The organism is Campylobacter sp. CFSAN093249 (assembly GCF_011067895.1).
GTDB lineage: Bacteria > Campylobacterota > Campylobacteria > Campylobacterales > Campylobacteraceae > Campylobacter_D > Campylobacter_D jejuni.
Genome location: NZ_JAAMWM010000004.1, coordinates 258,950 through 284,278 on the forward strand (window position 1 = coordinate 258,950; position 25,329 = coordinate 284,278).

The following is a 25,329-nucleotide window of genomic DNA, read 5'->3' on the forward strand; positions in this document are numbered from 1 at the left end:
TATATCTATATAATTTTTTCAATTCATGGAGCTCATAGCGGGAATTGAACCCGCGACCTCTCCCTTACCAAGGGAGTGCTCTACCTCTGAGCCATACGAGCGCTCAGAAAAATTATACACAATAACAGACAACAAAAACTCTTTGGGATATATACTGTAAGTTAAAGGTTTTAAAATACAGCTCCCAGTTCTTTTAAATTATTGGAGCGGGAAACGGGACTCGAACCCGCGACCCTCAGCTTGGAAGGCTGATGCTCTAGCCAACTGAGCTACTCCCGCAAAGCATGGTGGTGAGTCGTGGATTCGAACCACGGAAGGCGAAAGCCAGCAGATTTACAGTCTGCCCTCGTTGGCCACTTGAGTAACTCACCATAAAAATATTGCTTTTTCAATATTCTGGTCAAACACTGCTAAAAATAAATGGAGCTGGTTAAGGGACTTGAACCCCCGACCTGCTGCTTACAAGGCAGCTGCTCTACCAACTGAGCTAAACCAGCAAAAATAAAAGTAAGATTATAACTCAAAAAAAAAATTTTGTCAAGACTTTTTTAGTTTTTCTATAAAATTTTAGTCTTGTAAATTTTATTATCATAAACCAATATTATTTTTATCTATTTATGGTAATCAAATAAATTTAAAAATTTCTTTGCTCTTTCGCTTTTTGGATTTTTAAAAAAACTTTTAGGATCATTTTCTTCGATGATTTTTCCTTCATCCATAAAAATAATTTTATCTGCTACAGCTTTAGCAAAACCCATTTCATGAGTAACAATAAGCATAGTCATACCCTCTTTTGCAAGATTTAACATCACTTCTAAAACTTCTCTGACAATCTCAGGATCCAGCGCTGCTGTAACCTCATCAAAAAGCATTAACTCAGGATTCATGCATAAACTTCTTACTATAGCAATTCTTTGTTTTTGTCCTCCGCTAAGTTCTCTTGGATAAGCATGAATTTTATGCAAAAGCCCCACCTTTTCAAGCCAAATTTTAGCCTCTTGCAAAACCTCATCTTTCTTTCTTTTTTGCACTTTCATAGGCCCTAAAAGTATATTTTCTTCAACACTTAAATGCTCAAAAAGCTCATAAGATTGAAAAACCATACCAACTTTTTGACGCATTCTTGGCCATTCTTTGAAATCTTTATCTATTTTTTCATTATCAATATAAATATTACCACTTGCAATCTCTTCAAGCCCATTAATACAACGCAAAAGCGTAGATTTTCCGCACCCACTAGGACCCAAAATCACCACAACTTCCTTATCCTTAACTTCTAAATTAATATCTTTTAAAGCATGATGCGAACCATAATACTTTTGTAAATTTTCTATTTTTAGTATACTCATTTTAGCTCCATTTTTTCTCTAATTTTCTTGAATATAAAGTGATAGGATAACAAAGTATAAAAAAGATAAAAAAAATCAAACCATAAATAATAAAAGGTGCAAAATCATTTCTATTATGAAATTCTATAATTTGTTGCCCTACTTTTACAAGCTCTACCGCGCCGATTAAATAAGCAAAGGTTGTACTTTTGATCATGCGAGTAAGTAAATTCATGCTCATAGGAGTTAAACGACGCATAGCTTGTGGAATAATAACATAAGCAAAACTTTGCACCGTATTTAAACCTAAAGATGATGCACTTTCATACTGATGTTTTGGAATACTCTGTAAGGAAACACGCACCAAATCCATCATCTCAAAACAACCCCAAATGCTAAAAACAATAATAGCTACACTTACAGAACTCAAATCCCACCCAAACCATCTAGGAAAACCAAAATACACCACAAAAAACCATACTAAAAGTGGCATAACACGCACAAATTCTAAACCTAAACGACAAAAAGCATAGATATAGGTATTTTTAAAACTCATTAAAATTCCCAAAAACAACCCGCCTATCGAAGTAATAATAGTGCTGATAAATGAAATTTCAAGAGTGACAAAAAGCCCTTGCCAGAGTCTTAAAAGCGTATCGGTATTTAAAAGTTCAAGCATAAAGCAACCTTTTTTCAAACTTTAGCAAAATAAAAGACAAAGGCAAAATAATGCACAAATATCCCATAAACAACAAAAACAATAGCTCATCTGTCTTATAGGTTAAGGAATTTAAACTCTTCATTAAATTCACCAAATCTGGCAAGGCAATAATGCTAACAACTGAAGTTTCTTTGATTAAAAATATAATATTAGCACTAATACTTGGCATAGAAATAGCCAAAGCTTGCGGCAAAATCACATAACGCAAATTTCCAAATTTTGAAAAACCCAAAGAAAGTCCTGCTTCAAACTGCTGTTTTCTTATGGCTTCAAATCCCGCCCTTAAACTCTCAGCCATATAAGAACCCCCTAAAAAACTAAGTCCTACTATAGCACAAGCAAAAGAAGGTCTTAAAGTTTCTTCTACGCTTAAACAAATTAAATTGAGCGGTGGAATTTGCTCTAAATGTATATTAAATTTAGGCAAAGCATAATATAAGAAAAAAAGTTGAATTAATAAAGGCGTATTTCTTGAAAACTCTATATAAAGCTTGCAAATATTTTCTAAAATTTTTATTTTAAAATAACTCATTAAAATGCAAAACAAGCCTATTATTAAAGAAAAAATAATTCCAAAAAAGCTTAGTTTTATCGTAAGCCAAGCAGCTGTTAAAAAAGCGGGAGCTTGAGCTAATATAAAATCAAAATCCATTCTCTACCTTAATTTTACCAAAGTTCTTTTATAATCATATCTTTATTTAAAATTTCAATTTTACCTTTTTTTGTATCAATAAGTTCTGAAATTTTAAGCTCTTTTAACATTCGAGATAAAGATTGCGCTCTAACATTTAAATCAATTGCGATTTGTTTTTGCGAAATTGTATCTAATTTTTTTTCATTTTCCAAAAGATACTTTAACAATCTCGTTCTTAAATCTAATGCATTTTGAGATAATTTCTTTTCTAAAATTTTGATTTTATCAAAAAGTGAGCTGATAAGTAAAAAATTGAATTCTTTATTTTCACTGCATAAATTTTGAAAATTAATAAAATCAATTTCCAAAATTTCTCCATCTTCTTCAAAGATGGCATTAGCAGGATAATTTAATTTTTTAAAAGCAGGCATTTCTGCTATAAAATTTGGAGGATTAAAATAATGCAAAGTAATTTCTTTATCACTTGATGTACTTTTATAAATGCGTATTTTTCCCTTGAGTAAAATAAAAAATTTTTTAGCCTCTTCGCCTTCATAAAATAAAATACTATTTTTTTGAAATTTTTTTAATTTTCCTACACTAGATAAAAGTTCTAAATAATCTTTCATTATATAATATTTTCCATTCTTAACTTATGTTAAATTTAATTTATCTTATTTTTGCTATATTAACGCCATAAAATTAACATTCAAGAAAGGCTTATATGAAATTTGAAACAATTAATCAAGAAAGCATAGCAAAACTCATGGAAATATTTTATGAAAAAGTTAGAAAAGATAAGGATTTAGGTCCTATTTTTAACAATGCTATTGGAACAAGTGATGAAGAGTGGAAAGAACATAAAGCAAAAATAGGAAATTTTTGGACAGGCATGCTTTTAGGCGAAGGTGATTATAATGGGCAACCCTTAAAAAAGCATCTAGATCTACCTCCTTTTCCTCAAGAATTTTTTGAAGTTTGGCTAGGACTTTTTGAAGAAAGTTTAAATATAGTTTATAATGAAGAAATGAAAACAGTTATTTTACAGCGTGCACAAATGATAGCTTCACATTTTCAAAATATGCTTTATAAGTATGGTGGACATTAATTTGGCATTTTTTTTGCCAAATCTTTTTTTACCTTTTCTAAAATCTCCTCATCCTTAGAAAAATCAAAAAATTTAAACTCATTTCCATGTTGCATAAAACCATCGAGCAAATCTCCACTCAAACGGTTTTTAAGATCAAGCTCTGCTATTTTAAACCCATCTAAAGTGCTAGCAAATTCTTTTAAACGACTTGGAATTTCTTTAAGTTTAGTATAAAGATAACAAGTGCTTTTAAGCCCTACACGACCTACACGACCACGAAGTTGATGCAAGGTAGCAAGTCCTAAACGTTCCGCTCCTACAATCACTATCATACTCAATCTTGGCAAAGAAATGCCCACTTCCACTACTGTAGTGCTTAGTAAAATATTTCCCTCATCTCTAAAACGCTCTAAAATTTCATCTTTTTGTTTATCTTTCCCATGAGTTACAAAAACTTTTTCATAGTGACTCTGCCAATATTCTTTAGCCTGCTCTAAAGAAAGATAAGGAATATTATCACTAGCACTCACTAAGGGATAAATAATGATAATTTGATGATTTTTAGCGATTTCTTCTTTGATCTTCTCGCTAAGCTTAGAAAAGCCTTCATTTTGTATACAATAAGTTGTGATATCTTTTTTAAAAGGCATTTGTTTAATGAAACTAAAATTTAAAAGTTCAGATTGTATCATGCTTAAAGTTCTTGGAATAGGCGTAGCCGAAAACTGTATAAAATGAGGGGCAAATTCTTGTTTACTTAAAGAATGAATTTTCTCACGCTGAGCCGAGCCAAAACGATGTTGTTCATCTATCATTACAAGTACGGCATTATGGCTTTCTAAATGAATTAAAGCATGAGTGCCTATAACAAGATTTGCTTTTTGGATATTTTGTTCTAAATCTTTTTCTTTTTTACCCCCTTTAATAAACAAAATATTCATAAAATCAGGTAAAAATTTCTTAGCCTCTTCATAAAGCTGATACGCTAAAATACTAGTAGGTGCCATTAAAATAGCTTGCTTAGGATAAACCATCAAAGCCGCACCAAGTAAAACCAAGGTTTTACCACACCCTACATCACCCATAATCACACGCCTTTTGGCTTCTTTTGAGTGTAAATCTTTTTCTATGTCTTTTAAGGCATTAAGCTGATCTTTAGTAAGAGAAAAAGGCAAATCTTTAAGCCAATTGGCTATATTAAAAACATTGATTTGATGAGCTTTAAAATGCGTTTTTTTAGCTTTTAAACGCTTTAAAAAATTATATATTTCTATATATTTTAAATCTTTGCTAAAATTTTGCAAATTTTCAAACATAAAAAAACTTTTTTCATCATAAGCATGCAAATTTAAAAGAAAATGTATATATTTATCCTCTATGCCACTTTCTTTTAAATTTTCATAATTAAGATATTTATGTATAAAAGCAGCAATTTTTGTATCTTTTAAACCTAAAATTTGATACTTTGGACTAAAACCCTCAAAAGAAGTTAAAATTTTAGGATTGTTAAATTGCCAAGTGTGATTAAAATGCGAGAGTTTAGCATTAAAAATAAGCTCTTTTCCTACCTTACAAATACCAAAATGCCAAGCTCTAGGATGAAAAAACACAAAAGAAATATTTTCTTGCCATTCCTCACAAAAACCTAAACCAAAAAGTTGATTTTTTCTTGAACTAACGCTTTTTATAGTGATTTTTTGGGTGCAAATTTCATTTTCTTTAGGATTTTTACTTGGATTTAAATTTTCAATTTTTTTAGGTAAAAGAAGCGCTAAATCAATAGCACTTCTAATTTTTAATTTTTTAAAAAATTCAAAATCACTTTCTTTAATTTTCATTTTGTATGCTTGCAAAACTTATATTTAAAAGCTCTTGATGTTTTTTAATATAAGCATTCATGGTTTCAAGTTTAACCTTTTCCATAAGTTTTAACTCTTCTTTATAATATCCCAAATTTAAACCTTGATAAAATTCGTTAAAAGACATAGATAAACGCTTGCTTAAGCTTTCATAACGCAAAGGAGTTGATCCTATGAGAAAATTTTTAGCTTGATCAAGTTCATTTTGAGTCATGCCATTTTTTATAAAATCTTCAAAAAGCTCTTTTACGATTTTTTTAGCTTCTTTAGCGCTTTCATTTTTAGTTTGTAAATATCCAAAAACTCTAGAAAAAGACATATTCATATCAAGCATAGCATAAGCTGAGTATGCAAGACCTCTTTTAACACGAATTTCTTCCATAATCCTTGAACCAAATCCTCCTTGCCCTAGAACAAATAATGCAATTTTTGCAAGATATAAATCCTTATCTTTAAAATCAGCAAAAAAAGGTGTAGCAAAATAAATATAAGCTTGTTCACTTTCTGGGCGTAGCAAAATTTCATCTTTGATGTTTTTGCTTAACTCATATTTTTTTGGAGTATTTTTTTTGCCTATTTGAAGTTTTGATAAGAGTTTTAAAAGATCTTCCTTGGCTTGTTTTTCTTCTAAATCTCCTCCTAAAATCACAACCAAATCACTAAGATGAATAAAATTTTTATAAAAATTTTGTAAATCTTTTAAAGACAAAGTTTCTATACTTTTTTCATCTCCATCGTTTGGACTTTGAAATTCTTTACATTTAAAAATTTGAGCATTGAGTAAATTTTTTGCTAAATAATCAAAATCACTATTTTTACTCGCAAGTTCACCTAAGGCATTGATTTTTAATTTTTGCAAAATTTTTTCTTCTATTCTTGGTTTTAAAAGCAATTTTTCTAAACTCTTTAAAGCAAAATCAAAATTTTCTTTCAAGCAAGAAAGATTGATTTCCAAACTTTCAAAACCACTACTTGCCTCTAAATTTATCGCTCTAAATTCTAAATCCTTAAAAAATTTATCATCCACGCCTTCATTTAAAATACGTGAAAACATCTTAGCTAAGCCTGCTATTTCATCATAACTTCTAGCACAATTTCTAAAAACAAGCTTTAAAACAACAATAGGAAAATCAGAATTTTTTTCAAAAATAAAAGGGATTTTAATACCCCTACTCTCTAAATACTGCATTAAAACCTTTCTAAAATTTCATAAGCGGTATTGCGTTTAGCTGGATTTTCGCCTAAACTTCTAATCAGCCTTATCATCTCATCTTGATTCATTCTATAACTTGCTCCTGCGGCACTTACTACATTTTCTTCCATCATGGTTGAGCCTAAATCATTGGCCCCAAATTTTAAAGCAAGTTGACCTATAAGCGAGCCTTGAGTTACCCAAGAACTTTGCAAATTTTTAAAATTATCTAAATAAAGTCTTGCTAAAGCTAAAAGTCTTAAATACTTGTTAGAACTTTGTTTCATAATCTCTGGATGTTTTTGGATTAAAGCAGTATTATCACTTTGAAAGCTCCATAAAATAAAAGCTCTAAATCCCCCTGTTTCATCTTGCAATTTTCTCAAATACTCAAAATGATCGATGATTTCTTTATCATTTTCAACCGTTCCAAACATCATAGTAGCTGTACTTTTCATACCGATTTTATGAGCTTGGCGATGTACTTCTAACCAAGTAGCTGTATCACATTTATTTGGTGCGATAATATCACGCACCCTATCGCTTAGCACCTCAGCACCTGCTCCTGGTATAGAAAATAAACCTTTAGCTTGTAGTCTTTGAAGTACTTCAGTAATTGAAATTTTAGATGCCTTTGCGATATAAGCGATCTCAACCGCTGAAAAACCATGTACAGTGATATTTGGATAATGTTCTTTTATCCAAGAAACTAATTCTTCATACCATTCTATTTTTAATTTTGGGTGCACCCCGCCTTGAAAAAGAATTTGCGTACCCCCGATAGCTTCAAGCTCTTCTATCTTTTTGCCTATCTCTTCAAAGCTTAAAATATAAGCATCATCTTCTTTATGATGGCGATAAAAAGCGCAAAAAGAACAATCAATACAACAAACATTGGTATAATTAATATTTCTATCTACAACAAAAGTGGTGATTTTTTCAGGATGAAGTTCTAATTTTCTTTTATAAGCCATTTCTCCAAGTTCTGTTAAACTTGCATGGTGTAATAAATCTAAAGCTTCTTTTTTATCCAGTCTTTTCAAAATTTTTCCTTGTTTTTTACATAATTAAAATAATTATAGCATTTAAAATATAAATTATGCTATAGTTTCGCTTATGAATTACATTGAACTATTAAAAAATAATAAAAATATCAGAATATTAGCTTCGGTTCAGTTTATAGTATATTTTGGAGCATGGTTTTCTCAAACAGGAGTTTTTACCCTTTTGGTTGAGCTTAATGCTCCTACTTGGGCAACAGCTACAAGTGCTATGCTTGCTTTTTTACCTGGAGTTTTACTTGCTCCTATTAATGGCGTCATAGTAGAGAAAAATAAACCTAAAAAACTTTTACTCAGCATGATTAGCATAGAATTAATTTCTATTTTTTGTCTTATTTTTGTCACAAGTCTTAGTATGCTTTGGCTTTTATTTATTTTAATTTTCATAAGACTTTGTGTTGCTTCGATTTATTTTCAAGCTGAAATGAGTTTATTGGCCAAAATTTTAACTCCTCAAGAACTTAAACTCGCTAATGAAATGCACAGTGTCATTTGGGCGATTTCTTATACAGCAGGTATGGCAAGTGCGGGAATTTTTATTTATTTTCTAGGAGTTAAAACCGCTTTTCTATTTGACTGTATACTTATACTCATAGGCATTTCTTTTTTAGCAAGATTAAGCATTCCTGATTTTCATCAAAAAACACAAAGTCGCTTTTTTACCATGATAAAAGAAGGATTTTTCTATGTTTTAAACAATAAGATAATTTTTCATCTTATCTTGCTTCACGCTTTTATAGGTTTAACTGCTTATGAAACCTTGGTTACGCTTTTAGCGCAACATCAATATAAAGAAGTTTTATCTGCTGCTTTAGTAATAGGGTTTTTAAATGCGGTACGTGCTTGTTCTTTAGCTATAGGACCTATGGTTTTAAGTAAATTTATTAATAATAAAAATTTATTTTACATGTATCTTGGCCAAGGTTTTGGTATTATACTTTGGGCTTTAACTCAATTTAATTTTTATATTTCTTTTTTAGGTTTAATCGGTGCAGGTTTTTTTACCTCAGCACTTTGGGCTTACACCTACACTATGATACAAAAAAATGCTGACAAAGCATATCATGGTAGAGTGATCGCTTATACAGATATGATTTATCTTAGTTTTAGCGCTATTATTTCAATGCTTATGGGCTTTTTATTTGAAATAGGCTTGAGTTTAGAACTAATTACAGGCTTATTGGGTATGATTTTTATCTTTGCGGCATTTTATTGGAAGTGGTTTTATAAAAAATATTTGTGAAAATTCACAAATATTTTAAATTTTAAACAAATCTTGAAGATTTTTCATTGCTTCTTCATTGCTGATGGCATTATTTAGCTGCGATGAGCTTAATTCATTGAGCTCTATTTCATAACCACTTAACATAGAAGCAAGGCGAATATTAATACCATTTTTTCCTATGGCTTTGCTTTTTTGTTCGCTATTTAAACTTACAATAGCTTTTTTATCTTCAATTTTTACAGAATTTACAATAGCGGGAGCCAAGGCACGAGAAATTAAAATTTCACTCTCATTTGTAAATTCTATACAATCAATATTTTCATTATGAAGCTCTTTGCTTACTGCATTAATTCTTACACCTTTAACACCTACTGTAGCACCTACAGGATCGATATTTGCTCCATTGGCCTGAAGAATGATTTTTGCTCTTTCACCTGGAATTCTAGCACATCCTATAATATTGACATAACCATCTTTGATTTCTGGAACCTCAGCTTCAAGTAAACATTCTAAAAATTTAGGACTTGTACGACTAAGTTCGATTTTAATACCTTTATCTGTATAAACACGGCGTATCACAGCTTTTACCACATCACCTATTTTAAATTTTTCCCCTTTAATGCGATTTTTTCTCGGTAAAAAAGCTCTTAATTCATCTATTTCAATAAAAGTATTTTCTTCATTATCCACTCTAACAACTGTACCAAAAACCATTTGCCCTACTTTGTTTTTATATTTTTCAAAAATAGTTTGTTCTAATAATTTTTGTATATGATATTCAAGTTCTTTATGCAAGGTATTTACCGCAGTTCTTCCTAAATTTTCCAAAGAACATTCATAGGTTAATTCATCTCCTATTTCAACATCTGGAGCTTCTGATTTTGCCTTACTTAACGCGATAAAACTCTCACTTTTATTTTGCAATCTCTCGTCATTATCTGCTACTATGGTAATTTTTTGATAAAGATTTAAATTTTTAGGATCCACAAAAAACTCATATTCTTGTCCATAAATTCTTTTTGCAGTATTGATTAAAGCGGTAGCTACCTTTTCTCTTACATTCTCTAAGTTTAAATTTTTTTCATTAGCAATAGATTCGATAATATCTGCTATCTTTTCCATATTTTATAAAACCTTTTTTGTGGGAAATTTAAAAATGTAGATAAAAATTATATCCTTAATAAGTTTAATTAAAAGTAAAATTTGCTAAAATTATAGATTAAAATGAAAATTCTTAAGGATTTAGCTATGGAATTAAAATTGGCAAGAACTTTGATTAATGAAAAACCTAAAAATATTAGCCTAGAAAAAATCGAAGAGGCTATAGAAAAAGAAGGACAAAAGTTTTTTTATTTTGATAAAGATAATACACACAAACAACTCATTGCCCTTGTAAATCATTTTGAAAAAAAAGGAGTAAGCATTTATCATAGAACCGTAAAATACGGACTTGATGATAATGATTTTATGTATGAGGTACATATTCTTTGAGTGCTAAAAAACTTTTTATCCAAACTTTAGGTTGTGCGATGAATGTTAGAGATTCTGAGCATATGATCGCAGAATTAACACAAAAAGAAAATTACGCACTAACAGAAGATATCAAAGAAGCAGATCTTATTCTTATCAATACCTGTTCAGTGCGTGAAAAACCTGTGCATAAACTTTTCTCAGAAGTAGGTGGTTTTGAAAAAGTTAAAAAAGAAGGTGCTAAAATAGGAGTTTGTGGATGTACTGCATCACATTTAGGAAATGAAATTTTCAAACGTGCTCCTTATGTGGATTTTGTTCTAGGAGCAAGAAATATTTCCAAAATCACTCAAGCTATAAAAACTCCAAAATTTATGGGCGTGGACATAGACTATGATGAAAGTGAATTTGCTTTTGCAGATTTTAGAAATAGTATTTATAAATCCTATATTAATATCTCCATAGGTTGTGATAAACACTGCACTTATTGTATAGTGCCACATACTAGAGGAGATGAAATTTCCATACCTTTTAACATTATCTACAAAGAAGCTCAAAAAGCTGTTGAAAAAGGTGCTAAAGAGATTTTTTTGCTAGGACAAAATGTCAATAACTACGGCAAAAGATTTAGAAACGAGCATAAAAAAATGGACTTTTCAGATCTTTTAGAAGAACTTAGCACCATAGAAGATTTAGAACGCATTCGCTTTACAAGTCCACATCCTTTGCATATGGATGATAAATTTTTAGAAGTTTTTGCCAATAATCCAAAAGTTTGCAAATCCATGCACATGCCTTTACAAAGCGGCTCAAGTGAAATTTTAAAAGCTATGAAGCGTGGCTATACTAAAGAATGGTATTTAAATAGAGCTTTAAAACTTAGAGAACTTTGTCCAAATGTTAGCATTTCTACAGACATTATTGTAGCTTTTCCAGGGGAAAGTGAAAAAGATTTTGAAGAAACTATGGATGTTTTGGAAAAAGTGCGTTTTGAACAAATTTTTTCTTTTAAATACTCCAAACGCCCTTTAACAAAAGCCGCAACCATGCCTAATCAAATCGATGAAGAAACAGCTTCAAGAAGACTTAGCACCTTACAAAATCGTCATAGTGAAATTTTAGATGAAATTGTAAAAAAACAAGAAAATAAAACTTTTAAAGTTTTATTTGAAGAATTAAGAGCAGGCAATAGCATTGCTGGAAGAACAGATAATAATTTTTTAGTTCAAGTTGAAGGTAGCGAAGAACTTTTAGGGCAATTTAAAGAAGTAAAAATAACTAATGCAAAGCGTATGGTTTTATATGGGGAAATCGTTTAAAATCCATTGCTTAACATATATAATTTTCATCTTGCAATGGCTTATTTTTTTAAGCTGTAAAAAGCACTATAAAGGTGAAAAAGTTGACCGTAAAGCTGGTGTGATACTTTTTTGGCATGGAAAATTAGCACTCATGCCTTTTGCGTTTAGACATTATAGACAAAAAAATAAAAAAGCCTATGTCATGATCTCCCACCATAAAGATGGAGAACAAATTGCAAAAATCATCAAGCTTTTCGGTCTTGATACTGTAAGAGGAAGCACTTCAAGGGGTGCTAGCAGTGCACTTAGAGCTGCATTTAAAGTTTTAGAACAAAATGACGATATAGTTATCACGCCCGATGGTCCACGAGGGCCTTATCATAGTATTTCAGATGGTTCTATCATTTTGGCTCAAAAAAAAGAACTAAAGATAAGAATTTTAAACTATGAAGCAAATCGTTTTTGGAAATTTAAAAGTTGGGATAAGATGATCTTGCCAAAACCTTTTAGTAAGATTACTTATAGTCTAAGTGAACCTTTGGATATTTTATCTTTAGATAAAGAAAAAGCTAAAGAATTTCTAATGAAACAATTTGATAAAATTAGCTTAGCTGATCAATTTAAGGAATGAAATGTTATTTTTACTTAAAAAAATATTTCCACAACTTTTTATTAGTATTATTTTAGAAGATAAAAAAAATATTGTAAAAGCTTCTATTTATAGAGGAAATAAACTAATCAGTAGCAATGAAAAAACTTTTGATAAAAGCGAAAATTTACTAGAATACATAAAAAATTTAAGCAAGCATTTCTTATTTTACCACACTGCTTTATTTTTAGATGCCAAAGAACAAGGATTAATACCTAGTACAAATATTCAAGATTGTGAGCACTTTAATATAGGAAAAATCAGCTTACAGCATATTTTGTTTAATAATGGCCTTGTTTATACGGCTACCGAACATGTGGAATATTATAGCGAGCTTTTTGAAGAATATAGAGGTTTAGATTTTTTATATTCCCCTTTTGCTCTTCTTTACTACAATATACAAAAAGAAAAACAGCCTGATGACCAAATTTTACTTTATGGATTTAAGCAAGGACATCTTTTGGCAATTATTGTTGCTAAAGGCAATACTATCTTATACGGTGATTTTAAAATATTTGAGCAAGAATTAGGTTTAGAGCTTGAACTTCCATCAGAAGATAATCAAGAAATTGAAAACAACAACAATGATACTGAAGTTACCCTAGATAACTTCAATGAAGCCTTAAATAATAAATTTGATCTACTTGATCAAGAAAATAATCTTGAAACTTTGAATAATAATGATAATTTTAATCTTGATGAATTAAATCAATTTAGCAATGATATGGAACTATGCCGTTATATTATTACGAGCATTGAAAAATTTTATAATGATGATAAATATGCTGGGGTATTTATCAATGGTATTTTATTATATAGTGAATCAGATATTAACATAAGTGCTATTGATTTTTTAGAAAGTGAAACTTTTTTAGAGATAAAAACGAAACAAATCAACACCTTAGATCTTATGATAGAATTGATGCAAAAGGAGCTTAAATGACTTATAGCTTCATACAGCCAAGAAAAAAACCTATTTTCACACTCTTTGATAAAATTTGGCTAGGACTTTTTGGTTTTAGTATATTATTTATCTTGCTAGTATATTTTACATATACAATAAAAATTGCATTAATCAATAGCTCTATCGATGATGAAAAACAACAAGTTATAGTGCTTCAAAATCAAACTAAGCAAAATGAAATGCTTTATGAAATTTTATTTGATCAAAGCCAAATAGCGAAAAATTTTAACACTCAAAATCAAATTGTTAAAGAAAGCTTAAAAAATCTATTTGATATTATTGTAAAAACTGATAATATTACTCTTGAAAGTGTTGAACAAGACGAATATTCCTTAAAACTTATCGGAGTCACTCCTACAAGAGAAATGTTTACTCTACTTTTAGAAACCCCTTTAAAAAGCATCTTTGATCAAAGCTATACAACCTATTATCGCTTAGATAATGGGTGGTATCGTTTTGTTAGTATTAGTAAACAAATTCCAGGAGTTGCAGATGAAAGATAAAAGTCTAGAAGAAATTGATTTATTAAAGCTTATCATTTGCGCGTTAAGTTTTATAAGCGTTTGCACAGCCTTGATCTTATTTTTACTTTTACCGACATTAAAAAATTATAAACAAGCAAATCTTAGAGAAAATTCACAACTTGCTATCTTAAAAGCCGCTAAATTAAAATTTGACTTTAGTGAAGATAAAATATCAACTCTAAGAAGCGAAAACAACAAAAGTTTAGAGCAATTTGAGCAAAATTTTAATATAGGAAATTTTGATATTTTTTTACAAAAATATTTTCAAAATGTAAAAATTCAAGAAACTAAGCCCGAAAAACAAGAAAAATATCTAAAAAACCGCTTAGCCATTAAAGCGACAATGAACAATCCTAGAAGGCTTTATGATTTTATTGATGCTCTAAAAAACTATAATAACTTAATCAAGCTTGATTATCCACTTAATCTTAAAGCAGGAGAGCAAGGTATCTCTATAGATCTTACTCTCAAAGTTTATTCAAGCTAAACTCACATCTTCGCCTTTTAAAATTTGATTCATAGTATTCATTGCACACATTTTTCCACACATAGAACATGAGTTTAAATCATCAGGACGACGCTCATTAAACATTTTTTTGGCCTTTTCTCCATCAATAGCAAGTTTAAACATTTTCTCCCAATCTATCTCTTGCCTAGCCTTACTCATCTCATCATCTCTTGCTCTTTCTTTTGGAAGTTTAGCTATATCTCCTGCATGAGCTGCAATTTTAGTCGCAACTATACCCTCTCTAACATCTTCTAAATTTGGAAGTCTTAAGTGTTCAGCAGGTGTTACATAACACAGCATATCAGCACCGCTAGCTGCAGCCACAGCTCCTCCAATAGCACCACTAATATGATCATACCCTGCGCCAATATCTATTACCAAAGGTCCTAAGACATAAAAAGGCGCTCCTTTACATAAACGCTTTTCTAATTGCATATTTGCCTCTATTTCATTAATAGCCATATGCCCTGGACCTTCTATCATTACTTGAATCCCAACATCCCAAGCCCTTTGAGTAAGGAGTGATAATTCTATAAGTTCTGAAATTTGTGCCCCATCACTTGCATCGTGAGTAGAGCCAGGACGCAAAGCATCGCCCAAAGATAAAGTTACATCGTATTTTAAACAAATGTCAAGCAAATCATCATAATACTCAAAAAAAGGATTTTCAGCATCTTTCATCATCATCCAAGCATAAAGTACAGAGCCTCCTCTTGAAACTATATTTGTAAGTCTTTTACTTTGTTTAAAAATATGCGCTGCGCGAGAATTAATACCTGCATGAATTGTCATAAAATCAACCCCACTTTTAGCATGATGATATACAACATCTAAAAAGTCTTTAGCACCAATTTGTTTTAAATCTTTTTCTAAAAATCCTACTGCATCATATACAGGAACTGTTCCTATCATAGCTTTTGAAACATTAACAAGCTCGTCTCTAAAACGACTTGTTTTGCCATAATTGCTTAAGTCCATAATCGCTTCTATGCCAAATTTATGAGCAAGCTCTACTTTTTTCATTTCCTCGCTATAATCAACGCAATCATTTGAAACTCCTAAATTTACATTAACCTTAGTACGCAGTCCAAAACCTATACCATTTGGATCAAGACTTTTATGATTAATATTTGCAGGGATAATAATTTTACCGCAAGCAATATTTTCAAGCAAAAAATCTTTACTTAAATTTTCTTTTTGTGCAACAATCTGCATTTCTTTAGTAAAAATACCTTCTTTCGCATAATTCATTTGAGTTTTCATAAATTTATCCTTTAAAAAATTTGGATAAATGAAGGGTGAGTATAAATTTTTAAAGTATTGAAATTTATAAATCTTCCCGACGCTGGCATTATCCAGATCCGGTTCGGTCTAAGCTTTTAGCTTACTCTCAGCCTGTTACACAAGCTCCCGTCATTTATGTCTTAATTATACTCTTTAAATATTTATTTTTGCTTTATGCGTGGCAGTCTTTGTAAAATTTATAAGTTCTTCTGTAGTTTTTATATGATAGGGAAGTTTTCCAAGGCAATATTTAAAAATTTCAGCAGCTGCCAAAGCATCGTCTAAAGCCCTATGATGCGTATTTTCCACGCCCAGAAATTCTTTCAAAACCTCTAGTTTATATTTTGGACTTTCTATACAACATTGTGCAAATTCTATAGTACAAATACGACGATTAAGTAAAATGCCAAAACCACACTCATTTAAAGCCTTAGAAATAAAACTATAATCAAAACGCACATTATGTGCTACAAAAATACTGTCTTTTAAAAAAAGCCTAAAATCACTTAAAACCTTTGTTAAACTTGGAGCATTTTCCACCATCTCATAAGTAATACCCGTAAGTTCGGTTATATTTTCTGGAATTTCTTTTACTTTAACAAAACTTTGAAAGCGTCCAATTTCTTTAGAATTTTGAATTTTTACTGCTCCAATTTCTAAAATTTCCCCCTTACTTACACTGCCAGTACTTTCTATATCTACTATACAAAAAATTTCATCTTTAATTTTTGTTGTGCGTGTTTTAAGGATAAAAATATTATCTTTATTCAAAGTTAAGCCCAAACCCAAAAGCTCAAAAGTTTCCAAATCTAAATCAAAATTTTTTAATTCTTCAACTTTGGCAAACTCTTGCATCACCCAATCATAAGGCTTGCTTTGCTTGTTTAATATAGAAATAATCTGATCAATTTGCTGTAAACTCAAAATTCAAGCTTTAAAGATGAAATTGCAGTTTTATAATCATTGGAAGAAAAAATATAACTTCCAGCCACCAAAATATCAGCTCCGGATTCCTCTAAATCGCTAGCATTTAAACCATTAACACCACCATCAACCTCTATAAAAACTTTAGCATTTTTTTTATCAATCATTTGGCGTAATTCTTTGATTTTTTCATGTACCAAAGGTAAAAATTTTTGTCCACCAAATCCAGGATTAACACTCATTAAAAGCACCATATCTACAAATTCTAGCATGTGTTTAATAGAATCAATAGGAGTATGTGGATTTAAAACAATAGCAGGATGGATTCCTTGACTTCTTATATATTCACAAAGCCTTATAGGATGAACTTCGCTTTCCATATGAAAAGAAATGAATTTTGGTTTCAAAGGGATAAAAAGATCTATAAATTTACTTACATCTTTAACCATTAAATGCACATCTAATGGCAACTTACTAATAGTTGAAATTTTTTCGATCACGCAAGGTCCGAAAGTCAAATTTGGAACAAAGTGTCCGTCCATTACATCAATATGCAAAAGATCTGCACCTGCAGCTTCAATAGCTTTAACTTCTTCTTCTAATTTCAAAAAATTTGCAGACAATAAACTTGGAGCTACATACATGATCAAAACCTTAAACTATATATAAATGTGATAAATAATATTTTATCGACTTATATATTAAAAAAACTATAAATTATGGAATATTTTAAGCTTAATTTTGATAGAATCTTCATTTAAAAATTTTCATAAGGACAAGAAAATGGCAAGAGTATGTCAAATCACAGGCAAGGGTCCAATGGTGGGTAATAATGTCAGCCATGCTAACAATAAAACAAAAAGACGCTTTTTACCTAATCTCAGAACAGTTCGTGTAACTTTAGAAGATGGCACCACGAGAAAAATGAGAATCGCAGCTTCTACTCTGAGAACTCTAAAAAAACAAAATTCTAAATAATTTTGAGGATTTATTCCTCAATTTTAAAATTTCCAATTTAAAAATAAACTTTAATAAATCACTTATATAACACACATTTAAAAATTATTATTAATTTTATTATTTTTTAAGCCAAAAATATCTTTTAATAGTGTAAAATACCTTGTTAAATGAATTTTAAATTTCACTAATACAAGGAGAGTTTATGCTACATGAATATAGAGAATTAATGTCAGAGCTAAAAGGTAAAGATGCTCATTTTGATAAACTATTTGATCGTCATAATGAACTTGATGACATGATTAAAGATGCAGAAGAAGGTAGAACTTCTCTTAGCAGCATGGAAATTTCAACTTTAAAAAAAGAAAAGCTTCATGTAAAAGATGAACTTAGCCAATATCTAGCAAATTATAAAAAATAAGGCAAAACAATGTTTGGAAGTAAAATAAACCATTCTGATCTTCAAAAACTTGAAGAAGAAAATAAAAATCTTACACATAAAATTGAAAAATTTCAATCGGAAAATTTAGAATTAAAAAATAAAATTACATCATTAGAACAAGCGGCTTTAGAGTCTAAACTTAAAACAGATCTTTTAAATGTTTTATTAACTGGGGTTTTAAAAAATATTACTATTATTCAAGGCGATATGTTAGAAAATGTAAATAAGGCAGAAGTTATCTCTAGCTATTCTAAAACTTCTCTTGCTGAAATGGATGAACTTAACCATATTGCTAATTCTATCAATGCCTCTTTGGGAAATATTACAGAATCAGCCAATAAAACAAGAGATGTTGCAGGAACATTGCATAGAAGTGTAGATGAAATTACTAATGTAATTAATCTAATTAAAGATGTTTCCGATCAAACCAATCTTTTAGCTCTTAACGCTGCCATAGAAGCTGCACGCGCAGGTGAACATGGGCGTGGTTTTGCTGTTGTTGCCGATGAAGTAAGAAAACTAGCTGAAAAAACACAAAAAGCAACCACAGAAGTTGAAATGAATATCAACCTTCTAAAGCAAAATGCAAATGAAATGTATACTCAAAGTGAGCAAGTTGAAAAAATTTCTATAGATTCTAATGCTCATATTATGAGTTTTTCCGAAAAATTTACTCACTTAGTAAATGAAGCGCATTCTACTAATTCAAATGCAGTTGGTATCGCTTCAGAAGCTTTCGTATCTTTAGCAAAACTAGATCATATAGCTTTTAAATTAAATGGTTATAAAGAAATTTTTTCCAAATCAGGAAAGCAATTAGCCGATCATACATCTTGTCGCTTAGGAAAATGGCTTGCTAGCACAGGAAAAGAAAGATTTGGGCAAAATAAAAGCTTCTTAAAAATTAACGAGCCACATGAAAAAGTTCATGAAAATATGAATAATGCTATAACAATAGCAAATACAGAAGATATTAGCAAAGATATTACTCAACACAGCATAATTAATAAATGCGAAGTTGCTGAAAATGCATCGCTTGATCTTTTCAATGTATTTAAAGAAATGCTTGATGAGTCAGATCATTAAAATCCTAGGTTGAACCTTTTTAAGGTTTAACCTAAATAATCTTTAATTTTCCCCACTTTTCCTTTAAAAACCACATATAAGCAAAATCAAGCAAAGGCGTTCTTATCATATTTTTACATTTTTTTTCAAAATCCTGCACCTTAACATAAACAGCTTCAATCTCTTCATCATCAACTCCACCTCCAGAAGAAATTTTATCTTTTTCATCAACTTCTACGAAATAAAAGCTTTGCTTGCTTACACCTGAACCAAACCCTGTATAAAAATCTCCTATTTTTTCTAAATTTTTAGGAGCATATCCTAGTTCTTCTATACATTCTTCTTTTGCTATTTCCTCTAAAGATAATTTTTTATCCACAAGCCCAGAACAAAGCTCTATAGTATAGCCCATATCATCATCTTTTACATAATCTTTATCATGCATTTGATGATACCAAAGTGGTATACGAAATTGGCGTACAAAAATAAAACTTTCTAATTCTTTATGATACAAAAGCACTGAAACACTATCTTTAGATTCTATAAAATCCCAAGTGCAAAGCCTACCATTACTTTCATAAGCAAATCTCTTAGGCTTAATATAATTTGATTTTTCAAAAGAAAGTTCTTTTAAATTTTTAAACGCCATAATAAAACCTTTTATTTATTTTTCACATTGTACTTTATTTTTGCTTTTTTGAAAATATAAAGGTGATTAAAGCCTTAAAAAATTAAAAATCATATTTATAACTTAACCAAAAACTTCTTCCTTCTGTATAATCTTGATAGCGATTTGCATATCCAGCAGGATTAGCCCCATCCCATCTTGTAACTTGCGGATCAAAGAAATTTTTATCAAAAAGATTTTGCACTGCAAAACTTAAGCTAGATTGCTTATTGATTTTATAATTTATCCCTAAATCTACTATATAAAAAGGCTTATATTTTTGCCATGGCAGACTACCATTACCGCCACCTTTTGCTTTAGCTATAGTATCAAGTCTTGCTCGTGTTTTTATATAGGAACTAAATTTACCTCGCTCATAGTTTAATTTTAACATTGCTATATGTCTTGGTAAATTTTCTATTCTATCACCACCAAACCAATTTTTTTGACCATCTTTGTAGCGATTATCCATAAAAGTATAACTTGAATTTAGGCTAAAGCCATTGTAAGTTTTGGTATTAAATGCAAATTCTATACCTTTAGTCTGCGTTTTTCCAAGATTAATAGGACGCTTACAAACAATGCCATTGCTACAATTAATATCATTTTGCATACCTGTTAAATCTTCACTACTGATTTGATTTGTAAAATCAGTAATAAATCCTGTAATAGAATAATGTGCAAAATCAAATACCATAAAATCAACACCCAATTCATAATTTATACTTTCTTCTGGTTTTAAGTCAGGGTTTCCAAAATAAGCATTATTATTGGCATAATTATAATATCCATTTGTCAACTGCTTGGCAGCAGGAGTTTTATAGCCTTTTGAAACACCTTCTTTCAAGGCTATATTATCATTTAAGTGATAAACCAAATAAACCCTAGGCGTAAATTCAGAATCAAACAAATCGCTATAAATATAACGCAAACCTGTAGTAAAAATCAAATCATCGGTTATAAAATACTCATTTCCCCATAAAGTGCAACCGTGGTTTGATCAAGATTTTTACCTCTTATTTGACTACCTGCGCTTGCTTGATCATTTTTTAATATCTCATAATCAATCCTTGCACCAAAGGTATTTACTAAATTACCGTATTGACCTAAATTCCAAGGTAAAACAACCTTACCTTCTCCTACCCAAATTTGGCTATGCAGCTCCTTATCCTTAGTGCTACCATATTGTAAATATGAGTTAGTTGAACCAAAATCATAGTTACCATCATGATTTAAAACAATATTATCCTTAAAAAGTTGTCTTTCACTTTTAATAGCCCTACTACTTGTAGAATTCACTGAAATTTCATTAATATATCGTTCTATATCAAAATATATATTATTTTTATCATCTACTGTCCAATTAAGCCTAGAACCAAAACCCAAGCTAGTAAAAGCACCTGGGCTATGACTAGCAATTTGATAATTATCAGGTCTTTGTTGACTACTATTCCAAACCGGTGTAGGCCATTTTAAATCAGAAGCTGCCTTATCATAATGCTTCAACCTTGCAGAAATTGATAATGTATCTTCAATCAAAGGGGTTGCTACATAAGCATTAAAACCGCCCGCATTGCCATAGTGATTAGAGTGCTGTTGTAAAAGAGTATTAAATTCTATATTTGCTTCGATTTTATCAGGATTTTTCTTAGTGATAATATTTATCACACCGCCTACAGCATCACTGCCATAAAGTGTAGAAACTGGACCACATATAACCTCAATACGCTCTATCATAGACAAAGGTGGCAGATATCCTGACTCACTGCCACTAAAACCATTATCATAAAACCCATTTGCAACACTTTGACGTTTTCCATCAATTAAAACTAGAGTATAAGAACTACCAAAACCTCGTATGCTAAAATCATAAGTGCCTGTTTTATTCATAGTCACATCTACACCTGGAATATCTCCTATAGCCTCTCCTATATCCTTAATTGGCTTTTTTTCAAGCTCTTCTTTTGCAATGATAGAAATACTAGCAGGCGCATCAACCAAATCTTGTTCAAAACCACTAGCACTAACCACAACATCATTAAGTTGATATTTTTCTTCTGCTTTTAACAAAGCTCCAGATAAAATTAAAAAACACAGTAAACTTTTTTTAAATTTTATATTTTTGATTTGAGTCAAATTAATTCCTTTAAAAATAATTATTTTGATATTTAAAATCATTTTTGAAGTATAAAAAAAGAATACTTTTAATTAACTTAATTTTGATAACAATTATAAATAATAAAATTATTTAAAAAAGCGAAGTAAAAGCCTAAGCCTCTTGATAGGCTCCAAGCTTTAAAATTTTCTGCATACGATTTGCAGAAAGTTCTCGTACATCAATATTTTCAAGTTCATTTAGAGATTTTTTTACATAATCAGCAATAGCTACTGCTGCAGCCTCTTTATTGCGATGTGCACCATTTGTAGGCTCATCTATAACATCATCAATTAAACCTTGAGATTTTAAATCATCAGCCGTTACCTTCATAGCCTTGGTTGCAGCTTCACTTTTTGCAGGATCATTCCAAAGTATTGCAGCACAACCTTCAGGAGAAATTACTGAAAAAACAGAATTTTTCATCATTGCAAGTTTATCTGCAACCCCTATAGCTAACGCCCCGCCACTACCGCCTTCTCCGATAACTATAGCAATGGTCGGTATTTTCAAATCACTTAATTCATATAAATTTCTAGCGATAGCTTCACTTTGTCCTCTTTCTTCAGCACCTATTCCAGGATAAGCACCTGGAGTATCTATCAAAAATAAAATAGGAATTTGAAATTTCTCTGCAAGTCCTGCTACTCTTAAGGCTTTGCGATATCCTTCAGGATGTGGCATCCCAAAATTTCTAGCGATTTTATCTTTTGTTCCACGTCCTTTTTGCTCACCAATTACAATTATTTTTTTCTCTCCTAAATAACCCATAAAACAAACAATAGCAGGATCATCTCTAAAGGCACGATCACCATGTATTTCGTGAGCGTCATTTAAAATAAGTTCAATATAGTCAAGAGCATAAGGGCGATCTGGATGACGCGCTAATTGCAAACGCTGAAAATCACTTAAATTCTTATAAGTTTTAGAAATTTCTTTTTCAAGATTTTTCTTTAAAATCGATACAGCTTCAGTATCTCCTTTAATCTGAGCATTGATAATGTCCTCGTCAATTTGCTGAATATTTTTTTCAAAATCTAAATAAGAAGCCATATTAATCTACTTTTTTAAATACAACACAGCCATTTGTGCCACCAAAACCAAAAGAATTACTCATCACCACTTTTAAATCTACTTTTCTTGATATATTTGGAATATAATCAAGATCACATTCATCATCTTTTACAAGCTGATTGATTGTAGGTGGAACTACCCCATCTCTTAAAGCCATAACACTAACAACTGCTTCAATTGCACCTGCAGCACCCAAGCAATGACCTGTTTGTCCTTTGGTGGAACTTATAAGCGGGATATTATTGCCAAAAAGCTCTTTAATTGCTGCTGTTTCATTTTTGTCATTTACAGGGGTTGAAGTTCCATGTGCATTGATATAATCTACCTTTGGATTCCCTGCCATATTTAAAGCTTTTTTCATAGCTCTTAAAGGCCCATCTAAAGTTGGTGAAGTAATATGATGCGCATCTGCACTTTCTCCAAATCCAATTAATTCAGCATAAATCGTAGCACCGCGTTTTTTAGCCTCTTCATATTCCTCAAAAACTAAAGCTCCAGCACCTTCTCCCATGACAAAACCATCTCTTTCTTTGTCAAATGGTCTTGAAGCATGCTGTGGATCTTCATTTCTAGTTGATAAAGCTTTCATTGAAGCAAAACCACCTATACCTACAGGACAAATCGCAGCTTCTGCACCTATGACTAACATCTTTTTAGCATTTCCCAAAGCTATACTTTTATAAGCTTCTCCTATAGCATGAGTTCCTGCTGCGCAAGCTGTAACACAAGAAATATTTGGCCCTTTAAGTCCATGCTCTATAGAAATCAAACCTCCTAACATATTTACAAGTGCTGAAGGTATGAAAAAAGGGGAAATTTTACGCGGACCTCGCTCGGAACAAATAATGGAATTTTTTTCTATGTTAGGCAAACCTCCAATACCAGAAGCCGAAACAATGCCAAATTCTTCTTTATCTAATTCTTCACTAAATCCAGCATCCTGCATTGCTTCTCTTGCTGCTTTAATTCCAAGTTGTATGAAACGGTCAATTTTTTTTACTTCTTTGCCATCAACAACCTCTAATGGATCAAAATTTTTAACTTCAGCTGCAATTTGAACAGGAAAGTCCGTAGCATCAAAAAGAGTAATTTTATTTACTCCGCTTTCTCCATTGCAAATTGCTTTAAATGAACTTTCTTTATCTAAACCAAGGGCATTGATCATACCAATACCTGTAACTACAACTCTTTTCAAGAATAAGCTCCTTGCAAGAAAAAAAATTATTTTTTTAGATTGTCAATATAATTTACAACATCTTCAATTTTAATTAATTTTTCAGCATCACTATCTGGAATTTCTACTTCAAATTTTTCTTCTAAAGCCATAATAAGCTCTACAACATCTAAAGAATCAGCACCTAAATCTTCAATAATTTTTGATTCCATTTTAACTGCATCTGCATCAATACTTAATTGCTCTACTACTACTGCTTTTACATCATCAAATGTTGCCATTTGTTCTCCTTCAAAAAATTAAAATAAAGCGTATTTTACTATAAAAAGCTTAAAATATTTATAGTTTTTCATTATACTTGAAAATAAAATATTAAAACATAAAGGAAAAATGATGCTTTTCTCTAATTTAATCAAAGAAAATCAAAAAATTTGGGATGCTTATCTACATCATGATTTTGTTAAAAAATTAGAAGATAAAAGCCTAAAGCAAGAAAATTTTCTTTTTTATCTCAAGCAAGATTATATTTATTTGCTTAATTACGCAAAATGCTACGCAAGGTTAGCACTTAACTCAAATACCGCAAAAGAACTTCGTTTTGCTATGAAATTTCAAAATTATATAGTTGAAGGAGAAATGGAGCTTCATCGTGCAATTTTATCTCTTGGCATTAATGCAGATGAACTCGATATAAAAGATGAAAGTTTAGTCAATATAGCCTATTCGCGTTATATGTTAAGCGTAGGTGAAAATGGAGATTTTTTAGATATGTTAGTTGCTCTTAGTGCTTGCGCTATAGGTTATGCAAAAATAGGTGCTGAAATTATAAATCGTTTAAAAAATGAAAATTTAAAAGATCATCCTTACAAGGAATGGATTTTGACCTATGGAAGTGAAAATTTTCAAAATAAAGCTAAAGAATTTGAAGATTTTGTTAATTCTTATACTTCAAGTGTTAGTGCACAAAAATTCCAAAAACTCAGCGAAATTTTTCATACTGTAACACGCTTGGAAGTGGCTTTTTGGGAGCATTCTTTAAGAATGGAATTAAATCTTTAAAC

General features: G+C 30.6%; 26 protein-coding genes, 4 tRNA genes, 2 pseudogenes and 1 riboswitch. Of the genes and pseudogenes, 12 read left to right on the forward strand and 20 right to left on the reverse strand.

Annotated features, from left to right (window positions below; translation table 11 throughout):
- Positions 1–26: 26 nt before the first annotated feature.
- The 8 genes and pseudogenes from FBF10_RS03625 to nssR form a co-directional block, all read right to left on the reverse strand.
- Positions 27–101: transfer RNA gene (locus FBF10_RS03625), tRNA-Thr, on the reverse strand.
- Positions 102–202: 101 nt separating this feature from the next.
- A tRNA-Gly gene (locus tag FBF10_RS03630) sits at positions 203–279 on the reverse strand.
- A 6-nt stretch (positions 280–285) separates the two neighbouring features.
- Positions 286–371: transfer RNA gene (locus FBF10_RS03635), tRNA-Tyr, on the reverse strand.
- A gap of 50 nt (positions 372–421) precedes the next feature.
- A tRNA-Thr gene (locus FBF10_RS03640) sits at positions 422–497 on the reverse strand.
- A gap of 91 nt (positions 498–588) precedes the next feature.
- Positions 589–1,349, reverse strand: a pseudogene (locus FBF10_RS03645) (amino acid ABC transporter ATP-binding protein).
- A gap of 1 nt (position 1,350) precedes the next feature.
- Positions 1,351–2,007, reverse strand: coding sequence for an amino acid ABC transporter permease (locus tag FBF10_RS03650; RefSeq protein ID WP_002857607.1), 657 nt, complete (start codon positions 2,005–2,007; stop codon positions 1,351–1,353).
- Positions 2,000–2,701, reverse strand: coding sequence for an amino acid ABC transporter permease (locus FBF10_RS03655; RefSeq protein WP_002859900.1), 702 nt, complete (start codon positions 2,699–2,701; stop codon positions 2,000–2,002). Before FBF10_RS03655 ends, FBF10_RS03650 begins: the two co-directional genes overlap by 8 nt.
- A 14-nt stretch (positions 2,702–2,715) precedes the next feature.
- Positions 2,716–3,312: a nitrosative stress-sensitive transcriptional regulator NssR gene (gene nssR, locus FBF10_RS03660; RefSeq protein ID WP_002884844.1), complete on the reverse strand. Its 597-nt coding sequence runs from the start codon at positions 3,310–3,312 to the stop codon at positions 2,716–2,718.
- A gap of 95 nt (positions 3,313–3,407) precedes the next feature.
- On the opposite strand from nssR, the gene ctb reads away from it, so the two are divergent.
- Positions 3,408–3,791: a truncated hemoglobin Ctb gene (gene ctb, locus FBF10_RS03665; RefSeq protein ID WP_002872879.1), complete on the forward strand. Its 384-nt coding sequence runs from the start codon at positions 3,408–3,410 to the stop codon at positions 3,789–3,791.
- Here the strand turns inward: ctb and recG are convergent.
- Genes recG through FBF10_RS03680 form a run of 3 tightly spaced genes read right to left on the reverse strand, consistent with a single transcriptional unit; the run spans position 3,788 to position 7,867 of the window.
- Complete coding sequence (gene recG / locus FBF10_RS03670) at positions 3,788–5,611, reverse strand: ATP-dependent DNA helicase RecG (RefSeq protein ID WP_057033265.1); 1,824 nt, start codon at positions 5,609–5,611, stop codon at positions 3,788–3,790. The genes ctb and recG overlap by 4 nt on opposite strands.
- Complete coding sequence (locus FBF10_RS03675; RefSeq protein ID WP_002869527.1) at positions 5,601–6,821, reverse strand: pitrilysin family protein; 1,221 nt, start codon at positions 6,819–6,821, stop codon at positions 5,601–5,603. Before FBF10_RS03675 ends, recG begins: the two co-directional genes overlap by 11 nt.
- The gene (locus FBF10_RS03680; protein ID WP_002869526.1) at positions 6,821–7,867 is read right to left on the reverse strand and encodes a dehypoxanthine futalosine cyclase; all 1,047 of its coding nucleotides are present in this window, start codon (positions 7,865–7,867) and stop codon (positions 6,821–6,823) included. Before FBF10_RS03680 ends, FBF10_RS03675 begins: the two co-directional genes overlap by 1 nt.
- Positions 7,868–7,940: 73 nt before the next feature.
- On the opposite strand from FBF10_RS03680, the gene FBF10_RS03685 reads away from it, so the two are divergent.
- Positions 7,941–9,128, forward strand: coding sequence for an MFS transporter (locus FBF10_RS03685; RefSeq protein ID WP_002869525.1), 1,188 nt, complete (start codon positions 7,941–7,943; stop codon positions 9,126–9,128).
- Positions 9,129–9,143: 15 nt separating this feature from the next.
- Here the strand turns inward: FBF10_RS03685 and nusA are convergent, their stop codons facing one another.
- Positions 9,144–10,232, reverse strand: coding sequence for a transcription termination factor NusA (nusA, locus tag FBF10_RS03690; RefSeq protein WP_002859895.1), 1,089 nt, complete (start codon positions 10,230–10,232; stop codon positions 9,144–9,146).
- Between the two features lie 126 nt (positions 10,233–10,358).
- Between nusA and FBF10_RS03695 the strand changes: the two genes are divergently transcribed.
- From FBF10_RS03695 to FBF10_RS03720, 6 genes are read left to right on the forward strand one after another with little or no spacing between them, the layout of a single operon-like run.
- On the forward strand, positions 10,359–10,601 hold the full coding sequence (locus FBF10_RS03695; protein WP_002851103.1) for an HP0268 family nuclease: 243 nt from the start codon (positions 10,359–10,361) through the stop codon (positions 10,599–10,601).
- Positions 10,598–11,899: a tRNA (N6-isopentenyl adenosine(37)-C2)-methylthiotransferase MiaB gene (gene miaB, locus FBF10_RS03700; protein ID WP_002867613.1), complete on the forward strand. Its 1,302-nt coding sequence runs from the start codon at positions 10,598–10,600 to the stop codon at positions 11,897–11,899. The genes FBF10_RS03695 and miaB overlap by 4 nt, the downstream gene beginning before the upstream one ends.
- Positions 11,883–12,512 carry a lysophospholipid acyltransferase family protein gene (locus tag FBF10_RS03705; RefSeq protein WP_002867614.1) on the forward strand — a complete coding sequence of 210 codons (630 nt, stop codon included), beginning with the start codon at positions 11,883–11,885 and terminating at the stop codon, positions 12,510–12,512. Before miaB ends, FBF10_RS03705 begins: the two co-directional genes overlap by 17 nt.
- 1 nt (position 12,513) lies before the next feature.
- A complete protein-coding gene (locus FBF10_RS03710) occupies positions 12,514–13,473 on the forward strand; it encodes a hypothetical protein (RefSeq protein WP_002859019.1) in 960 nt (319 codons plus the stop codon).
- Complete coding sequence (locus FBF10_RS03715; RefSeq protein WP_032584731.1) at positions 13,470–13,997, forward strand: hypothetical protein; 528 nt, start codon at positions 13,470–13,472, stop codon at positions 13,995–13,997. The genes FBF10_RS03710 and FBF10_RS03715 overlap by 4 nt, the downstream gene beginning before the upstream one ends.
- Positions 13,987–14,505 (forward strand): hypothetical protein, encoded by a 519-nt coding sequence (locus tag FBF10_RS03720; protein ID WP_002867617.1) that lies wholly within the window; start codon positions 13,987–13,989, stop codon positions 14,503–14,505. The genes FBF10_RS03715 and FBF10_RS03720 overlap by 11 nt, the downstream gene beginning before the upstream one ends.
- Here FBF10_RS03720 and thiC read toward each other — a convergent pair.
- The 3 genes from thiC to rpe all read right to left on the reverse strand — a co-directional run bounded on the left by thiC (position 14,497) and on the right by rpe (position 17,378).
- On the reverse strand, positions 14,497–15,789 hold the full coding sequence (gene thiC / locus FBF10_RS03725; RefSeq protein WP_002859891.1) for a phosphomethylpyrimidine synthase ThiC: 1,293 nt from the start codon (positions 15,787–15,789) through the stop codon (positions 14,497–14,499). The genes FBF10_RS03720 and thiC overlap by 9 nt on opposite strands.
- A gap of 56 nt (positions 15,790–15,845) precedes the next feature.
- A riboswitch (TPP riboswitch) is annotated at positions 15,846–15,950 on the reverse strand.
- Between the two features lie 13 nt (positions 15,951–15,963).
- On the reverse strand, positions 15,964–16,734 hold the full coding sequence (locus tag FBF10_RS03730) for a 3'-5' exonuclease (protein WP_002859015.1): 771 nt from the start codon (positions 16,732–16,734) through the stop codon (positions 15,964–15,966).
- Positions 16,731–17,378, reverse strand: coding sequence for a ribulose-phosphate 3-epimerase (gene rpe, locus FBF10_RS03735; RefSeq protein WP_002859889.1), 648 nt, complete (start codon positions 17,376–17,378; stop codon positions 16,731–16,733). The genes FBF10_RS03730 and rpe overlap by 4 nt, the downstream gene beginning before the upstream one ends.
- Before the next feature lie 139 nt (positions 17,379–17,517).
- Here rpe and rpmB point away from each other — a divergent pair, with 139 nt between their 5' ends.
- The 3 genes from rpmB (at position 17,518) to FBF10_RS03750 (ending at position 19,219) form a co-directional block, all read left to right on the forward strand.
- Entirely contained in the window at positions 17,518–17,712 is a 195-nt protein-coding gene (rpmB, locus tag FBF10_RS03740; protein ID WP_002854974.1) for a 50S ribosomal protein L28, read from the forward strand.
- Positions 17,713–17,896: 184 nt separating this feature from the next.
- Positions 17,897–18,112 (forward strand): YdcH family protein, encoded by a 216-nt coding sequence (locus tag FBF10_RS03745; protein WP_002855201.1) that lies wholly within the window; start codon positions 17,897–17,899, stop codon positions 18,110–18,112.
- 9 nt (positions 18,113–18,121) lie between these two features.
- Positions 18,122–19,219: a methyl-accepting chemotaxis protein gene (locus tag FBF10_RS03750; protein WP_002858516.1), complete on the forward strand. Its 1,098-nt coding sequence runs from the start codon at positions 18,122–18,124 to the stop codon at positions 19,217–19,219.
- A gap of 31 nt (positions 19,220–19,250) precedes the next feature.
- On the opposite strand, the gene FBF10_RS03755 is transcribed toward FBF10_RS03750, so the two are convergent.
- From FBF10_RS03755 to acpP, 5 genes and pseudogenes are all read right to left on the reverse strand, one after another.
- Positions 19,251–19,847, reverse strand: a complete 597-nt coding sequence (locus tag FBF10_RS03755) for an NUDIX domain-containing protein (RefSeq protein ID WP_002855131.1) — start codon at positions 19,845–19,847, stop codon at positions 19,251–19,253.
- An 82-nt stretch (positions 19,848–19,929) separates the two neighbouring features.
- Positions 19,930–21,992, reverse strand: a pseudogene (locus FBF10_RS03760) (TonB-dependent receptor).
- A gap of 142 nt (positions 21,993–22,134) precedes the next feature.
- On the reverse strand, positions 22,135–23,073 hold the full coding sequence (gene accA, locus FBF10_RS03765) for an acetyl-CoA carboxylase carboxyl transferase subunit alpha (protein ID WP_002858530.1): 939 nt from the start codon (positions 23,071–23,073) through the stop codon (positions 22,135–22,137).
- Position 23,074: 1 nt separating this feature from the next.
- Positions 23,075–24,289 carry a beta-ketoacyl-ACP synthase II gene (locus tag FBF10_RS03770; protein WP_002869519.1) on the reverse strand — a complete coding sequence of 405 codons (1,215 nt, stop codon included), beginning with the start codon at positions 24,287–24,289 and terminating at the stop codon, positions 23,075–23,077.
- 26 nt (positions 24,290–24,315) lie between these two features.
- Positions 24,316–24,549: an acyl carrier protein gene (gene acpP, locus FBF10_RS03775; protein WP_002854831.1), complete on the reverse strand. Its 234-nt coding sequence runs from the start codon at positions 24,547–24,549 to the stop codon at positions 24,316–24,318.
- Positions 24,550–24,658: 109 nt separating this feature from the next.
- On the opposite strand from acpP, the gene tenA reads away from it, so the two are divergent.
- The gene (tenA, locus tag FBF10_RS03780; protein ID WP_002859010.1) at positions 24,659–25,327 is read left to right on the forward strand and encodes a thiaminase II; all 669 of its coding nucleotides are present in this window, start codon (positions 24,659–24,661) and stop codon (positions 25,325–25,327) included.
- Positions 25,328–25,329: the final 2 nt, after the last annotated feature.

Bases quoted from the DNA above. Each gene is read 5' to 3' on its own strand.
- FBF10_RS03650 (WP_002857607.1), bottom strand. From the start codon at position 2,007: ATGCTTGAACTTTTAAATACCGATACGCTTTTAAGACTCTGGCAAGGG.
- FBF10_RS03655 (WP_002859900.1), bottom strand. From the start codon at position 2,701: ATGGATTTTGATTTTATATTAGCTCAAGCTCCCGCTTTTTTAACAGCT.
- nssR (WP_002884844.1), bottom strand. From the start codon at position 3,312: ATGAAAGATTATTTAGAACTTTTATCTAGTGTAGGAAAATTAAAAAAA.
- ctb (WP_002872879.1), top strand. From the start codon at position 3,408: ATGAAATTTGAAACAATTAATCAAGAAAGCATAGCAAAACTCATGGAA.
- recG (WP_057033265.1), bottom strand. From the start codon at position 5,611: ATGAAAATTAAAGAAAGTGATTTTGAATTTTTTAAAAAATTAAAAATT.
- FBF10_RS03675 (WP_002869527.1), bottom strand. From the start codon at position 6,821: ATGCAGTATTTAGAGAGTAGGGGTATTAAAATCCCTTTTATTTTTGAA.
- FBF10_RS03685 (WP_002869525.1), top strand. From the start codon at position 7,941: ATGAATTACATTGAACTATTAAAAAATAATAAAAATATCAGAATATTA.
- nusA (WP_002859895.1), bottom strand. From the start codon at position 10,232: ATGGAAAAGATAGCAGATATTATCGAATCTATTGCTAATGAAAAAAAT.
- FBF10_RS03695 (WP_002851103.1), top strand. From the start codon at position 10,359: ATGGAATTAAAATTGGCAAGAACTTTGATTAATGAAAAACCTAAAAAT.
- FBF10_RS03705 (WP_002867614.1), top strand. From the start codon at position 11,883: ATGGGGAAATCGTTTAAAATCCATTGCTTAACATATATAATTTTCATC.
- FBF10_RS03710 (WP_002859019.1), top strand. From the start codon at position 12,514: ATGTTATTTTTACTTAAAAAAATATTTCCACAACTTTTTATTAGTATT.
- FBF10_RS03715 (WP_032584731.1), top strand. From the start codon at position 13,470: ATGACTTATAGCTTCATACAGCCAAGAAAAAAACCTATTTTCACACTC.
- FBF10_RS03720 (WP_002867617.1), top strand. From the start codon at position 13,987: ATGAAAGATAAAAGTCTAGAAGAAATTGATTTATTAAAGCTTATCATT.
- thiC (WP_002859891.1), bottom strand. From the start codon at position 15,789: ATGAAAACTCAAATGAATTATGCGAAAGAAGGTATTTTTACTAAAGAA.
- rpe (WP_002859889.1), bottom strand. From the start codon at position 17,378: ATGTATGTAGCTCCAAGTTTATTGTCTGCAAATTTTTTGAAATTAGAA.
- rpmB (WP_002854974.1), top strand. From the start codon at position 17,518: ATGGCAAGAGTATGTCAAATCACAGGCAAGGGTCCAATGGTGGGTAAT.
- FBF10_RS03745 (WP_002855201.1), top strand. From the start codon at position 17,897: ATGCTACATGAATATAGAGAATTAATGTCAGAGCTAAAAGGTAAAGAT.
- FBF10_RS03750 (WP_002858516.1), top strand. From the start codon at position 18,122: ATGTTTGGAAGTAAAATAAACCATTCTGATCTTCAAAAACTTGAAGAA.
- FBF10_RS03755 (WP_002855131.1), bottom strand. From the start codon at position 19,847: ATGGCGTTTAAAAATTTAAAAGAACTTTCTTTTGAAAAATCAAATTAT.
- accA (WP_002858530.1), bottom strand. From the start codon at position 23,073: ATGGCTTCTTATTTAGATTTTGAAAAAAATATTCAGCAAATTGACGAG.
- acpP (WP_002854831.1), bottom strand. From the start codon at position 24,549: ATGGCAACATTTGATGATGTAAAAGCAGTAGTAGTAGAGCAATTAAGT.
- tenA (WP_002859010.1), top strand. From the start codon at position 24,659: ATGATGCTTTTCTCTAATTTAATCAAAGAAAATCAAAAAATTTGGGAT.